General features: G+C 70.0%; 14 protein-coding genes. 9 read left to right on the top strand and 5 right to left on the bottom strand.

Going from position 1 to position 13557, the window contains the following annotated elements:
* Window positions 1-22: 22 nt before the first annotated feature.
* The 4 genes from ACGFMK_RS09655 to ACGFMK_RS09640 are packed head-to-tail and all read right to left on the bottom strand — an operon-like array spanning window position 23 to window position 3193.
* Window positions 23-631, bottom strand: a complete 609-nt coding sequence (locus ACGFMK_RS09655) for a DUF3558 domain-containing protein (RefSeq protein ID WP_392760026.1) — start codon at window positions 629-631, stop codon at window positions 23-25.
* Window positions 628-1038 carry a hypothetical protein gene (locus tag ACGFMK_RS09650; RefSeq protein ID WP_392760024.1) on the bottom strand — a complete coding sequence of 137 codons (411 nt, stop codon included), beginning with the start codon at window positions 1036-1038 and terminating at the stop codon, window positions 628-630. Before ACGFMK_RS09650 ends, ACGFMK_RS09655 begins: the two co-directional genes overlap by 4 nt.
* Window positions 1035-1787, bottom strand: coding sequence for an ESX secretion-associated protein EspG (locus ACGFMK_RS09645; RefSeq protein WP_392760022.1), 753 nt, complete (start codon window positions 1785-1787; stop codon window positions 1035-1037). The genes ACGFMK_RS09650 and ACGFMK_RS09645 overlap by 4 nt, the downstream gene beginning before the upstream one ends.
* Window positions 1784-3193: a hypothetical protein gene (locus ACGFMK_RS09640; RefSeq protein WP_392760021.1), complete on the bottom strand. Its 1410-nt coding sequence runs from the start codon at window positions 3191-3193 to the stop codon at window positions 1784-1786. Before ACGFMK_RS09640 ends, ACGFMK_RS09645 begins: the two co-directional genes overlap by 4 nt.
* 199 nt (window positions 3194-3392) lie before the next feature.
* On the opposite strand from ACGFMK_RS09640, the gene ACGFMK_RS09635 reads away from it, so the two are divergent.
* From ACGFMK_RS09635 to ACGFMK_RS09595, 9 genes are all read left to right on the top strand, one after another.
* Window positions 3393-3926: a YbaB/EbfC family nucleoid-associated protein gene (locus ACGFMK_RS09635; protein ID WP_392760019.1), complete on the top strand. Its 534-nt coding sequence runs from the start codon at window positions 3393-3395 to the stop codon at window positions 3924-3926.
* Window positions 3927-3952: 26 nt separating this feature from the next.
* Window positions 3953-4276, top strand: a complete 324-nt coding sequence (locus ACGFMK_RS09630; RefSeq protein ID WP_392760017.1) for a hypothetical protein — start codon at window positions 3953-3955, stop codon at window positions 4274-4276.
* Window positions 4269-5243, top strand: coding sequence for a WXG100 family type VII secretion target (locus tag ACGFMK_RS09625; RefSeq protein WP_392760015.1), 975 nt, complete (start codon window positions 4269-4271; stop codon window positions 5241-5243). Before ACGFMK_RS09630 ends, ACGFMK_RS09625 begins: the two co-directional genes overlap by 8 nt.
* A 5-nt stretch (window positions 5244-5248) precedes the next feature.
* Complete coding sequence (locus ACGFMK_RS09620; protein WP_392760013.1) at window positions 5249-6322, top strand: hypothetical protein; 1074 nt, start codon at window positions 5249-5251, stop codon at window positions 6320-6322.
* Window positions 6319-7377 (top strand): hypothetical protein, encoded by a 1059-nt coding sequence (locus tag ACGFMK_RS09615; protein ID WP_392760011.1) that lies wholly within the window; start codon window positions 6319-6321, stop codon window positions 7375-7377. The genes ACGFMK_RS09620 and ACGFMK_RS09615 overlap by 4 nt, the downstream gene beginning before the upstream one ends.
* Window positions 7374-8531, top strand: a complete 1158-nt coding sequence (locus tag ACGFMK_RS09610; protein ID WP_392760009.1) for a DUF6346 domain-containing protein — start codon at window positions 7374-7376, stop codon at window positions 8529-8531. The genes ACGFMK_RS09615 and ACGFMK_RS09610 overlap by 4 nt, the downstream gene beginning before the upstream one ends.
* 258 nt (window positions 8532-8789) lie before the next feature.
* Window positions 8790-9659 (top strand): ribokinase, encoded by an 870-nt coding sequence (locus tag ACGFMK_RS09605; RefSeq protein ID WP_392760007.1) that lies wholly within the window; start codon window positions 8790-8792, stop codon window positions 9657-9659.
* 55 nt (window positions 9660-9714) lie between these two features.
* Window positions 9715-11346: a phosphoenolpyruvate--protein phosphotransferase gene (gene ptsP / locus ACGFMK_RS09600; protein WP_392760005.1), complete on the top strand. Its 1632-nt coding sequence runs from the start codon at window positions 9715-9717 to the stop codon at window positions 11344-11346.
* A gap of 84 nt (window positions 11347-11430) precedes the next feature.
* Entirely contained in the window at window positions 11431-12816 is a 1386-nt protein-coding gene (locus tag ACGFMK_RS09595) for an MFS transporter (RefSeq protein WP_392760004.1), read from the top strand.
* Between the two features lie 73 nt (window positions 12817-12889).
* On the opposite strand, the gene ACGFMK_RS09590 is transcribed toward ACGFMK_RS09595, so the two are convergent.
* A complete protein-coding gene (locus ACGFMK_RS09590; RefSeq protein WP_392760002.1) occupies window positions 12890-13555 on the bottom strand; it encodes a DUF1707 domain-containing protein in 666 nt (221 codons plus the stop codon).
* Window positions 13556-13557 lie beyond the last annotated feature (2 nt).

Here is a 13557-nt window from a genome sequence, read left to right as displayed (position 1 = left end):
CAAGTCTCGCATTAACGCGGGCTCAGGCCCGAGCCTTGAGGTTGGTCATCACCGTGTCGGCGACCTGCGGCCCGAGATCGAACGAGTCCTTGCCTTCGCTGGTCGCCTTGTCGCCCAAGGTCAACGAAACCGAGTACGCGAGCGAGTCGGTCACACCTACCACGATGACACCGGCTCGCTTGTCGTCGAAGTCCGAATAGGCGATCGCGGGATAATCCTGGATCGGATCGAGGACTTTCCACCGCGCTGCTTTGGGCTGAACATTTTGATAGGCGAGTGCCAAGCCCTTGTCCGACTTCGTCTGGTAGGTGACCGTTATACCGGCCCCCGTTCCCGACGCGCTGCTCCATTGGCACATGGTACCCAGCGAGCTTTCCTGCGGGGCGGCCGGAGTTGATTTACCCAGAAACCCAGAAACTTGTTCATTGGTGAGCGCGCTGTCGCAGGGGCTGCCGTCGAGCACAGTTGCTGGCAAGGGATTCGGCACCTTGGGCACGTCGTCGGCGGGCGCAGAGGTGCTTGGCGATGCCGTGTTACTGCTCGTCGGCGTCTCGGGGCTCCCTGTGCAGGCGGATACCAGCAAGGTGCTCGCTATGACAGCGGTGATGGTCGAGCTGTACCTGAGCTTCATTCCAGGGTCCCGGTTGTCTTGTTCATTCCGTCGGCAGCTTGCTGGTCGGCAGACTCGACTATCCCGAGTGCACCCTTCAAGCGTGTGATCAGTTCGGAGAGGTAATTATACTGATACTGGAGGTGGCCTTCGTAGTAGCGTCCAGTGAAATTCACCCCGTTCGGCCCCGTGACGGCTTCGATGCTGACCGGTTCCGGAGCGGGCGGATCAGCTTGGGAAAGTGTGTGGGCCGCGTCGCGTTGCTGCTGGACCGTGATTCGCAAGTTCTCGGCCTTCTGCAGTAAGGCCCGCATCTCCGAGCTGCTCATCGCGAACCCCTGCCCACCAGCCGGCGGCGGACCTCCGCTGGGCATGTCCGTAGCCCAGAAGCCGACGTCGCTGAAGATCGCGCTTCCCGGGTCCGTCATCGAACTCCTCCCATCCCGTTGAGCGTCGCGTACAGCACCTCGGTCATAGCCGCTCGGCTGCCCGGTTGGAAGCTGACCATCCGCTCACGTCCTGGGAACGCGTACGTCAGCACCCGCCCGAATCCCACCGCGTCGACCGCGGTGATCGGTGCGCTTCGTGTGCCTCGGTTGACCGCGTAGCACTGGTGCAGCCCCGTCCGTTTGGCCGCCATCAGGCGACGGGCCCACGGCAGCGGGTCGCGGGTGCCGTCGTCGACGGTGTGGTCGGTCTGGTCGTACGAGTCCTCCTGGGCCTGGCCCGTGAACCGCGCCTGGGGGATCGCCACCCGCTCGATGCGGGCCGGTGGGACCGGCGGCAGGACGTCCACCAGGGATTCGGCGAGTCGTGACGGCTCCACCGTGTCGATCCGGACCGTGTCGTCCTTGCGGATCAGGCGGAACGCGTCCGGGCCGTCGGCCGAGACCAGGACCGTGCCCGACTCGTCTGCCTCGATGTCGCCCAGCCAGGCCGTGAACTGCCGCGATCCACGCGCCAGGACGCGCAGGACGTCGCGGAACTCGCGTGTCAACGTTCCGCCGGCAGCTAGCCGGAGGGACGCGAGGACGTCGAGCACCTTCTCGTCGAGCCGTTTGCGGGTCTCGTCGCCGAGCCAGAGGTTGTCCGGGCCGAGGACCGCCGGGGGTGGGCCGTGCCGCTCCCACTCCCAGGCCGTGAGCAGCGCGGACTTGGGCAGGTAGAGCACCGTCACAGCCCGATCACCGGCGGCACGGTCCGCTCGTCGGACCCGCCGAAGACGCTCTCCGGGTCGGCCTCCACCAGGTACGACGCCCGCTGGTGCTCTTCGTCCTCGGTCTTGCCGCCCTTGGCGCCCTGGCCCATGCCGCCCATGCCCGGCGAGCCCGGTTTGCCCGCTGCGCCGCCGCGGATTCCGCCGGCCATGCCCGGACGTCCTTCGCCGGGAAGGCCCGCCCCGGTGGACGCGCCGGGGCCGCGGGCACCGGTGGAGCCGCCCGCCCCCGATGACGATCCAGACGACCCGGACGACCCCGAGCCCGGACCGAAGCCGCTGCTGCCACCGGGACCGAAACCGCCACCCGGGCCGAAGCCGCCGCCGGGACCGAAGCCGCCGCCAGGGCCGAACCCGGTGCCCGGCGAATAGGGCGAATTCCCGGGCGGCTGGTAGCCCGGCGGGAACTGCGTCGACGGCGGGACGTAACCCTGCGCCCGGACGCTGTCGTCCACACCTGGGACCTGCGTATGCGAGCCGGGCGGTGGCGTGACCTGGCCTGGGGGCGTGACGTGGTCCGGAGGCGGCGGCTGCACGACCGGCGGATGGACCGCTGGCGGCGGCTGCACCTGCGCGCCGATCGAGTGGTCGTGGTCGCTGCGGACCTGGGAGCGTTCCTTCTTCTCCGGCGGCTCGACCGGGTCCTTCACCTCGAAGTCGCCGCCGTCGTACTCGCCGAGCTGGCCGTAGTCGATCGTCCGGCCTGCGGTGTTCGTGCTGGACTGCTGCGAGTACGCCGTGTACCGCTCGACGTTCTCCTGGGCCTTCTGGTTGTACTGGTTGATCTGGTCTTCGGTGTCGGTGTCCCACGGCGTCGCGACGTCCCAGGCGCTGCGGGTCGGCGGCTGGTCGGTGACGTCCGGGTGCAGCGAGTTCTTCATCTGGTGGAACTGGTCGATCTGCGCCTGGGACAGCGTCGAGTTGCGGTCCAGGGTCGCCGACGCCGAAGTCGCCGACGCGGTCAGCGGCTGGAGCCGCGCCCGGGCCGCGTCCGACGCACCGCCGGTCCACGCCGACTCGAGGCCGGACGTCAGCTCGCGCGTTCCCTGCTCCAGCTGCCGCTGGTACGTCGACTGGTCGACGCCCGCCTTGTGCACTTCCTGCAGCGAGCCGGTGCCCGGCCCGGTCATTACGGCCTGCACCAGCTGGCCCGGCGACAACCCCGAGGCTTGGGGGTTGTTCGCCCCGGTACCCGTTTGTGAAGCGATGTAGCCGCCCGCGATCGCGCCGAGCGGGCCGCCCGCGAGCATGCCGATGCCGGCCCCGTTCAGGACCTTGCCGAGCCCATCCGCCCCCGACTCGACGGTGTGTGCGATCTCCGACCCGACGTGCTTGGCAGCGTCGAGCATGTCGCCGAACAACCCCACCGAACTGCGCTCCCCTCGCGTTCGATCTCCCCTCTTGCGTTACGCACAATAGCGCACCGGTTACACCTGGTGGGAGGAAACGACCTGGTAGGGGAACCACGGCGGCGTTCGTCACAAAGAGCGGAACTCCCCGCGACCGTCGGTGCCTTATGCCACACTCGGTCGCCGTACGGCTACTGACGTGAACGGGGAGGTTCGCGTGACGAACCCTGAGCAACTTCTAGCGAGCTTCGACGCCAAGATCGTCGAAGCCAAGCAGCGCGGCGAGCGCATGCAGGCCGAGATGGCGACCGTCTCGGTGTCCGAGCGCAGCCGGGACGGCCAGATCTCGGTCAGGGTGAACCACCTCGGCAACCTCGTCGGCCTGGAGATCGGGCACGCGGTCCGGGAGAAGCCGAACCTGGCCGACGAGATCCTCCGGACCGTCCAGCTCGCGCAGAGCCGGCTGGCGAGTGCCGTCCAGACCGGGATTCCGTCGATCGCGGGTACCGAGACCATGAACGAGCTGGTCAGCCAGCTGCACCGGGAGTACCCGGAACCCGAGCCGCAGGGCTTCGTCGAGGGCGGCCACACACCGCCCGCTTCCGAGGGGGCCCGATTCGTCGCCGAGGAGGAGCCACCGCCTCCTCCCGTGAGGCCCGCTCCGCCGAAATCACCGGCCGCGCCGCCGCGCCGTCAGCAGGAGGACGGCGTTGACGACGACTACTTCAGCGACGGCGACTACCTGCGCTGACCAGCCGGACGAGGGAGGGAAGAAACGTGAACAACCCACAGCCGGACATCCGGATCCACCCCGCTCAACTGCTGTCCCACGCGAAGACGCTCGAACCGCTCGTCGAGCGGTTCGCGAAGGCGCTGGATGCGGCGGGGCAGGTCGTCGACCCGATGGCCTTCGGCCTCATCGGCCAGGCCTGCGGTCTCGGAGCGATCTGCGGTGTCGCCCAGACCTTGGGAAGCGACTCCCTCGGCCACGCGAAGACCGTGGCCCAGGACCAGATCGACCGGGTTCGCACCTGGTCCCAGCACGTCGACTGGCGCGAGCAGGACGTGAAGTCGTACTTGGACGGTATCCAAATTGACTGAGAACGCGCTGGTCACTGCGGCCAAGAAGAAGGTCGACGAAGGATCGTCCGCCCTCGAAGGGGCCGGCATGGCCCAGGACTTCTGGGACGCGGCGTCGAAAGCGGCCGACGGTGACTGGGCTGAGGGCCTGCTCAACGCCGGTTTCGGTGTCGCGGGCGTGGCCGAGTTCCTCCAGGACCCGATCGCCGGCCTGGCCAGCATGGGTCTCGGCTGGCTGATCGAGCACGTCGAGTTCCTGCGAGCCCCGCTCGACTGGGTCACCGGCAACCAAGAACAACTCGAGGTCATGCAGGAGACCTGGGGCAACATCAGCGACGAGATCGAAGGCGTGGCCAAGGATCTCGCGGAGGCCGTCAAGAAGGACAGCGCGGAATGGACGGGCGAGGGCGCCGACGCCTACCGCGCGTTCGCCGCCGAGCTCGGTGACATGTACTCCGGCGTGGCCGGCGGCGCGAAGGCCATCTCGGTCCTGATCGAGGTCTGCAAAAGCATCCTGAACGTCGTGCGCAGCGTGCTCCGGGACCTGCTCACCGAATGCATCGGCAAGCTGATCAGCATTCTCATGCGCTACCCCGGTCCGGCAGCGCCCGCAGGCTTGGCCGGTGAAGGCACGGTCGAGATCGTCAAGACCGGCGAGCGGATGATGGAGTGGCTGCGGAAGCTCACGCGGGCCTTCCAGAAGGGCTTCAGGCACTTCGACGACCTCAGCGGACTGTTCAAGATCGTCGGCGGGAAGCTGCTCGACGCGCTGAAGGACGCGGGCCACGCGGCTCCCGGCGTCTTCAAGGAGGGCCTCGAGGAACTGCCCAAGGCGCTCGGTGAAGAAGCCGGCAAGGAGGCGGGCAAGAAGACCGCGGGGGCGTACGACGAGACCGACAAGAAGTACCGCGAAAACCATTACAACCAAAAGCCGGCGGAGCCGGTCTTCCAGCAGCAAGGCGGCCAGCGCATTTCCGGGTCGATCTAGCGGCCATGGTGTCGACGACTCCCGACGAGCCGGACACGGCCGTGGTACGGGTTCGGCTGCCGGTTCACGACCGGCCCGCCGACCTGCGGAGGTTCACCGGGTGCGCGGCCGTCTTCGGCGCGGTGCTCGCGGTCGCGGCCGGGTTCGTGGTGTGGCTGTCCGGTCGAACCACGGTCGCTTACGTGGTCGCGGTCGCGCTCGTTGTCCTGGCGTTGGTGTGCTTCAGCCTCAGACCGGTGGTCCGGCGCCAACTTCGTCTCAGGGGCGCGCTGAAGACGGCGAGGGTCGAGTTCGGGCCGGACGGATTCCGGCAGCCGTTGGAAGACCGGACCACGCTTGTCCTGCCGTGGGACGACGTCCGCCGGTTCGTCTTCCGGGAAGGACAGCAGTACGACCGGATCGCGCTGTCCGTTTCGCTGGTGGACGCCGATGCGGTCCGGAACCTGAACCCCGACTGCCGTGACGAATCCGAGGACGGTTACATCCTGTCGTCGGCCATGGCCCGGGAAGAAGCCGAGAAGGCCGCGGCGGCGATCGAGCGGTACCGGCCCGGACTCGGGCGCTGGTCCTCCAAGAACGTCCGTCGTGGCGGTTTCGGTGTGCCGCGACCGGTGCAGCGGCTGATCCGGCGCATGAACTCCGAAGAACCGCGATCAGTGGTCCGCGCGGAGAAGGCTTCGTCGGGCCGGTTGTTCGTCCTGTGGGCGGGCTGGCTGATCGTGATCGCCGACTTCACCGCTCCTGCCTTCTACGACATCCCGCCGGGAATTCCCCTGCCGGTCGCCTTGGCGATCTGGGTACTGCTGTACCGGACGCGCTACCGCGGTGAAGACGGCGAATTCGCGCTGACCACCGGCGTGATCACCTGGCGGCCGAAGGAAGGCGACCCGGTCGTGGTGCGACGGCTCGACCTGGCCCGGCTGAGCGTCGAGCAGATGGCGAAGAGCGCCATGCGGCGCTACGTCGCCATTCACGCGATCCTCCGAAACGGCCGAGATCTGCCGTTGGCCACGAAGGTCTCCCCGGGCGCGGCCGACATCGTCCTGCGCGACGTCGATGTCAGGACGAGGGCCGGATGACCGACAGCGTCGTGGTTTCCCGAACCGAGGGACGGCACTGGATTCTCGCCGGTGTCCTGTTGGTTGTGGCGTCCGGGTTCCTGTGGATGGCTCTGGCGTCGACGCAGCAGAGCCCGCGGGTCGCCGGGTTCGTGTTCGGGGGTGCGTTCGGGTTGCTCGGCCTGAACCTGGTCCGGCGGTCGCTGAAGAAGCCCGTCGTCAACGAGCTCGTCATCGATTCGACGGGGATCTCACGGGTGATCGGCGGGGTCGCCTGGGCGGTCCGCTGGGACGAACTCCGCGCTGCTTCCGTGGTGACGCGAAAGCGCGACCAAGTTGTGCTCACTCCGGCCGTCGATCGGTTCGAGAACCTGCACCGGAGCTTGGTTCGCGTCAACGACGGCGACTACCTCGTGGCGGGGATCGAGCTGTACGACACTGAAACGCCGCGAGTGCGCGAAGCACTGGCGAAGTACGTCGGCGTCAAGCGCGAACGCGTCGTCAATGCCCCGGTCTCCACCCCGGTTCGGCAAGCGGTGTCGGCGCCGTGGACGCCACCGACCGCTGAGATGCCTGTCGTCGTTGCGATCCACGTGAACGGCTGGGATCGGGTGAAGCTCCGCTGGGTGCGGTTCTTCGCCCTCATGATCGAGCTGGGGCTCGGTGTCGCGATCGAGTTCGGGCCGCGGAACGGCCTTCGCACGGCCTGTCTGGTCGTCTTCGTCATCGTCTTCGCCGGTATGGCCTGGCTGGAGGTCTTCGAACGGCAGAGCCGCGCCCGGAAAACCCGGGTCACGCTTGAGCTTTCGGCCGCCGGGCTGCGCTGGAAGTCCTACTACCGGCAGATCGTGGTCTCGTGGCCGGAAATCGCGGAACTGCGCGTGCCGTCGGGACTCGTCGAGTTCCGGCCGGCGAGCGACGACTTCCCGCTCGACCGCCCCGAACTCGCGCACCTGCGCCAGGGCGACGGCTGGTACCGGCTGCCGCGCGCGCTGAGCGCGACGGCGGCGAAGGAGTTCGACGAGCACATCCGTGGGGTCCTGCCCGCGAGCGTGCGCCTGGCCGTGAGCCAGTGACGTCGTTGCCGACCGGCTACGAGTCGGTTCCGGTCGTCCGCCGCCGGCGGTGGCTGAAGACCGCGGGGACGGCTCTTGTGCTCGTGGTGCTGGGCCTCGGAGTCTGGACGGCGATCGCGCGCGGCTCGTCCCGGCACGGCCCCGACACACCTTCCGACGTCGTTGCGCGGGCCACGTCCTGTGATCGGGTCGGCCCGGTCAGCCGCGGCGGGATCGGCTTCTACTGGTCCTGCACGGCGGAAGTGACCCAGCTCGGCCGGACGCGGGTGGTGCGGTTCGGGCTGGACGAGCTGACACCGGCGGACATCGGCCGGCCGGTGCCTGTGTTCAAGAAGAGCTCGACGGACTTCAAGCGTTCGGCCGAAAAGCGCGTGCCCTGGTGGTCGATCGTGCCGGCGATCGGGTTCCTGCTCGTCTGCACGATCTGGGCCGTGTCCAGGAGGCGGCGACGGCTCCGCTACCACGTCACGCCGTGGCTTCCCACCACTCAGCTCGCTTCGCTGACCCGCCTCCAGCCAACCTCTGATGCGCCCGGTACCGGGCGCGGGAGCCACAAGATCGCGCCCGGCGATTGGTCGGCGCGGCGGTACTGGCTGACGGCCGGTGCGCTCATGGTGTTCGGGGCCGCCTGCGCGGTCACCGGAACGCTCGCGAGTCCCGGTGACGGCCGGGAGATCCTGACGACGCTGGGATTGTTCGGCCTCACGGCGCCGATCTGGCTCATCGTGTTCACCCCGCGCTGGCACCGCTCGCGGGCCACCACGACCGCCTTGACGATCTCCGCCGACGGGATCGGCTGGTATCGCCGGAGCCAGACGAGCTTCACACTCGGTTGGGCCGAGGTGGCGGAGGTCAGGCTGATCACCGTGACCCACCAGGGACTCGTTTTGCGCATGGTCGATGTCTTCCTGGCGCCGACCGCTGTCGCGCGGCAGGACGAGGTGCGTGGCCTGTGGGAACTCGGTGCCGAGATCGAGGGGCAGCGGCTGCCCGCGGCGGTCGGGGCGATCCGGCTGCCGGAGGCGTTTTCGGACAGCGCCGCGTGTCAGGTGCGGGAGGCGATGGCCGCGTTCCGCGCGGATCTCTTCCAGGAGTTCACCGTGGCGGTCGCGGCGGGGGCGCCGCCGACGCCGATCACTCGGGGGGCTACGTGATCGGCGCCGGCGACCCGATGCCCTTCCCGGCTTGCGCCGGTTGGGCAACGTCATCCCGTTTCCGCGATGACGCACCAGGAGAGCGGAGCCGGTTTGTGAAGTGACGGCCGGGGGACATGCATCCCCCGAACGAGTGACGGACATCCGCTGCTCGCATGATTGTCGCACTCAGCCCCGGATAAGTTACAAAAACCTTCACTTTCTTCGGCGCCACCCCTGATGACCAGGTCGGACCGCGATTCGTGGCAAAGTACGGACATGAACTCCGACGTACTCGTTGTGGGATCCGCCAACGCCGACCTCGTGGTCGCGGTGGATCGGCGGCCGGGTGGGGGTGAGACCGTGCTGGGCGGGGACACCGTGCTCTCCCCCGGCGGCAAGGGCGCCAACACGGCGGTCGCCGCGGGCCGGCTCGGGGCGGACGTGGCGCTGCTCGGCGCCGTCGGTGACGACGTCTACGGCCGGCTGCTGCTCGATTCGCTCCGCGCCGCCGGTGTCGACACCGGGCTGGTCCGGACCAGTGACCGGCCGACCGGCATCGCCTACATCACCGTCACACCCGACGGCGAGAACTCGATCCTCGTCTCGCCCGGTGCCAACTCGAGCCTCGAACCCGCGGACGTCGACGCCGTCTTCGACGGGGTGCAGGTCATGGTCGCCTCGCTCGAGGTGCCGCTGCCGGCCATCGAGCACGCCGTCGCGAAGGCCAGCGAAAAGGGCGTCAAGGTGCTGCTGAACCTGTCGCCGGCGGCGAAGCTCTCCGCCGAGACGCTGGCCAAGCTGGACGTCCTCCTCGTCAACGAGCACGAAGCCGCCTGGCTGACCGGGCCCGGCGCGGACTTCCGGAAGCTCCTCGACCTCGGGCCGCGCTCGGCCGTCGTCACGCTCGGCGCGGCCGGCGCGGTGGTCGTCGAGGCGGGGAAAGCCACCGAAGTCGCGTCGCCGAAGGTCGAAGCCGTCGACAGCACCGGGGCCGGGGACGCCTTCGCCGGCGCGCTCGCGGCGTCCCTCGCCGACGGCGCCGACCTGGTCGCCGCGGCGAAGTACGCGGTGCGGGTCGCGGCGTTCAGCGTGACCCGGCACGGCGCGCAGCCGTCCTATCCGTCCGTCGCTGACCTGGGGGAATGACTTGACGGCCCGCCACCACGAGATATCGAGCCGTTTCTGAGTTATGGTCTAGACCATGTCGTCTGAGCTTCTGTCCGGGGTCGCCGTCAGCCCCGGCCGCGCGAGTGGTCCCGTCGTCCGCGTCGCGGAGCCGCTGGGTGAGCCCGCCGCCACTCCCGCCCCGGCCGATCCGATCGCCGAGGCCGCCCGGATCGCGCCCGCCGCCGAAGCCGTGGCCGGGCGCCTGGAGAAACAGGCCGAGACCGCGACCGGCGAAGCGGCGACGATCCTGATCACGACCGCCGCGATGGCCGCCGACCCGGCGCTCGCCTCGCAGGCGGAACAGCTGGTCAAGACCCAGGGCCTGCCCGCCGCGAGGGCCGTCTACCAGTCCGCCGAGGGCTTCGCCGAGGCGCTGGCCGCCGCGGGCGGGTACATGGCGGAACGCGTGCGCGACGTCCGGGACGTGCGCGACCGGCTGATCGCCGAGCTGCTCGGCATCGCGCCGCCGGGGGTGCCCGAGCTGGCGTCGCCGAGTGTGCTGGTCGCCCGCGACCTCGCGCCGGCCGACACCGCGGGCCTCGACCCGGCGAAGGTGCTCGCCCTGGTCACCGAAGAGGGCGGCCCGACCAGCCACACCGCGATCCTGGCGCGGGCGCTCGGCATCCCGGCGGTCGTCGCCGTCCGCGGGCTGCTGGCGCTGGACGCGCAAGCGCTTGCGGTCGACGGTGACACCGGTGTCGTCGAGCTCGCCGACCCGGCCGCCCCGGTCGTCACCGCGACGGTGGCGCAGCGGGCCGAGTGGAACGGCACCGGCGCGACCTCCGACGGTCACCGCGTGAAGGTCTACGGCAACGTCGGCTCCCCGGCCGACGCGCAGGCCGCGGCGGACGCCGGCGCCGAGGGCGTCGGCCTGTTCCGCACCGAGTTCTGTTACCTGGACGCCCCGGCCGAGCCGTCGGTGGCCGACCAGCGCGCGGCCTACACCGCGGTCCTTTCGCCGTTCCGCGGCAAGCCCGTGATCGTCCGGACGCTGGACGCGGGCGCCGACAAGCCGCTGGCGTTCCTCTCGCCGGAAGCCGAGCCGAACCCGGCGCTCGGCGTGCGTGGCCTGCGCGTGGCGTTCGACCGGCCGGAGGTCCTGGACCGCCAGCTCGAAGCCATCGCGGGTGCCGCGGCGGACTCCGGCGCCGACGTCTCGGTGATGGCCCCGATGGTCGCGACCGTCGAAGAAGCCGCCTGGTTCGCCGACCGCGTCCGCGCGGCGGGGATCGCCAGGGCCGGCGTGATGATCGAGATCCCGGCCGCGGCGCTGAGCGCCCGCGAGATCCTCGAGGTCGTCGACTTCGTCTCGGTCGGCACCAACGACCTGGCGCAGTACACCTTCGCGGCGGACCGCCAGCTGGGCGCGGTCGCGAAGCTGAACGACCCGTGGCAGCCCGCGCTGCTGCGCCTGCTGAAGCTGATCGGCGACGCGGCCAAGGCCACCGGCAAGCCCGCGGGCGTCTGCGGCGAAGCGGCGGCCGACCCCCGGCTGGCGCTGATCCTGGCGGGCCTCGGCCTGACGAGCCTGTCGATGAACGCCCCGGCCGTCCGCACGGTGGGCGCGAGCCTGGCGAGCGTGACGCTGGCGGAGTGCGAGGCTCTGGCGGAAGCGGCCTTGGCGACGTCGGACCCGACGGCCGCCCGCGCCGCCGCGCGCCCCTGACTTCTCCAAAAACTTTCCGGAAGGTGTCGATCCGAGCCCGGCCCACTCGACGAACGGGTAGGAACCGAGTCGAGAGGACACCCCATGAGCACCACCACAGGAACCCGGGCCGGGCGGCGGGAGTGGGTCGGGCTGGCCGTGCTGGCGCTGCCCACCCTGCTCGTCTCGCTCGACGTCTTCGTCCTGGTCCTGGCGCTGCCGAAGCTCGCCGTCAGCCTGCACGCCGACGGCACCGAGCAGCTGTGGATCATGGACGTCTACGGCTTCATGGTCGCCGGGTTCATGGTCACCATGGGCACCCTCGGGGACCGGATCGGGCGGCGGAAGCTGCTGCTCGTCGGGGCCACCGCCTTCGGGCTCGCCTCCGTGGTCGCCGCCTTCTCCACCAGCGCCCTCATGCTCATCGCCGCGCGGGCCGTGCTGGGGATCGCCGGGGCGACGCTCGCGCCCTCGACCCTCGCGCTCATCGGGACGATGTTCACCGACTCGCGGCAGCGGGCGTCCGCGATCGGGATCTGGGCCGGCTGCTTCTCCGTCGGCGCGATCATCGGCCCGATGGTCGGCGGGTTCCTGCTCGAGCACTTCTGGTGGGGCTCGGTCTTCCTGCTCGGCGTCCCGGCGATGGTTCTGCTGCTGGTCATCGGCCCGAAGCTGCTGCCCGAGTACCGTGACGAGACCGCCGGCCGGCTCGACCTGCCCAGCGTCGCGCTGTCGCTCGCCGCGATCATGCCCGCCGTCTACGGCGTCAAGGAGCTCGCTCGCGACGGGGTCCACCCGGTGCCGGTCGCGGCGCTGGCCGCCGGGATCGCCTTCGGGTACGTCTTCGTGAAGCGCCAGCGGACGCTCGCCGAACCGCTGCTCGACCTGGGCCTTTTCGCCGGGAAGGCGTTCCGCACCGCGCTCGGCGGGATGCTCCTGTTCAGCATGCTCGGCGGCACCACGATGCTGTTCGTCGCGCAGTTCCTCCAGCTCTCGCTGCACCTGTCGCCCATCGCCGCGGCGCTCGGGCTGATGCCGGGGATGATCACCTCCACCCTCAGCTTCCTGGTCGCTCCCGTGCTGGCCCGGCGCCTCCCGACCGGTGCGCTGATCGCGGGCGGGGTCCTCACCGCGGCCTTCGGGATGGTCGTGCTGGCCTTCGCCGACGGCAGTCCCGTGTGGCCGGCGATCGGGTTCGCCGTGGCGTCCGCCGGGGTCGGGCCGATGGTGGCGCTCGGCACCGGCCTCGTCATCGGCTCCGTGCCGCCGCGCAAGGCCGGCGCCGCCGCGGCGCTCGCCCAGACCGCCAACGAGTTCGGGTACGCGCTCGGCATGGCGACCGTCGGCACCCTGGGCAACGCCGTCGTCCGCGCCCACGGCGAAGCCAACGGCCTCCACGTCGTCGCCGGGCTGAGCGCGGTCGCGTTCGCCGTTCTCGGCTACTTCGTCGCCCGCTACCTGCGGACCGCCCAGCCGGTCGCCGTCGCGTGACGGGCGAAGGCCTCCCTCGTCCGATGCCTGGACGGGGGAGGCCTTCTTGACGCCGGGGGCAGAGGGACCCCGGCTAGCCGAAGAGCCCGCGCCGCGGGTGGCGGATGACCAGCGAACCGCCGTGGACGCGGCCGCTCAGCACGTACCGGGGGTTCCCCATCCGCCCGTTGCTGTGGGTCTTGTCCTCCATCGAACCGAACTTGACGTCGCTGATCGCGTTGACGTCGACTGCGGCGTGCTCCGGGATGACGATCTCGACCGAACCCCACTTGGCGTCCAGTTCGATGTGCACCACCGGCGACTGGACCTGGGCCTCGGTGAAGTCCAGCTTGGTCGAGCCGTACTTGTTGCGCACGACCATCTCGGACGGCACCACCCACGGCCCGCCGCGGTGCAGCGACGAGTACTTCGCGTTGAGCTCGAAGCGCCGGCCGGGCACGTAACCGCCGCCGAAGCCCGCCGGCGGTGCGTAGGAGGGCGCGGACGCCTGAGCCGCGGCCGGGTGGAACAGGCCGGCGAGGTCGGCCAGCACAGCGTTCAGCTCACCCCGCGTCTTCGACGCGAGCGCCCGGTCGGTGCGCTCGGTGAACTCGTCCAGATCGATCATGCCGCGGCCGATAGCCTTCTGGAGCACGCCGACGACGTGCTCGCGCTCGTCGTCGGACACCCGAAGATCGCGCTCGCTCAACGGCTTGGTCTCGGTCATCGGTTCTGCCGCCGTGGTCTCTTCCTCGCCCATGT

The sequence above is a fragment of the Amycolatopsis sp. NPDC049252 genome (assembly GCF_043197175.1).
In the GTDB taxonomy this organism is placed as follows: Bacteria; Actinomycetota; Actinomycetes; order Mycobacteriales; family Pseudonocardiaceae; genus Amycolatopsis.
The sequence above is the reverse complement of the archived record's forward strand: the minus strand, read 5'-3'. Positions and strand labels throughout refer to the sequence as shown.

Coding starts and splice junctions, on each gene's coding strand:
- ACGFMK_RS09620 (WP_392760013.1), top strand. CDS start 5,249: ATGGTGTCGACGACTCCCGACGAGCCGGACACGGCCGTGGTACGGGTT.
- ACGFMK_RS09650 (WP_392760024.1), bottom strand. CDS start 1,038: ATGACGGACCCGGGAAGCGCGATCTTCAGCGACGTCGGCTTCTGGGCT.
- ACGFMK_RS09655 (WP_392760026.1), bottom strand. CDS start 631: ATGAAGCTCAGGTACAGCTCGACCATCACCGCTGTCATAGCGAGCACC.
- ACGFMK_RS09615 (WP_392760011.1), top strand. CDS start 6,319: ATGACCGACAGCGTCGTGGTTTCCCGAACCGAGGGACGGCACTGGATT.
- ptsP (WP_392760005.1), top strand. CDS start 9,715: ATGTCGTCTGAGCTTCTGTCCGGGGTCGCCGTCAGCCCCGGCCGCGCG.
- ACGFMK_RS09590 (WP_392760002.1), bottom strand. CDS start 13,555: ATGGGCGAGGAAGAGACCACGGCGGCAGAACCGATGACCGAGACCAAG.
- ACGFMK_RS09595 (WP_392760004.1), top strand. CDS start 11,431: ATGAGCACCACCACAGGAACCCGGGCCGGGCGGCGGGAGTGGGTCGGG.
- ACGFMK_RS09605 (WP_392760007.1), top strand. CDS start 8,790: ATGAACTCCGACGTACTCGTTGTGGGATCCGCCAACGCCGACCTCGTG.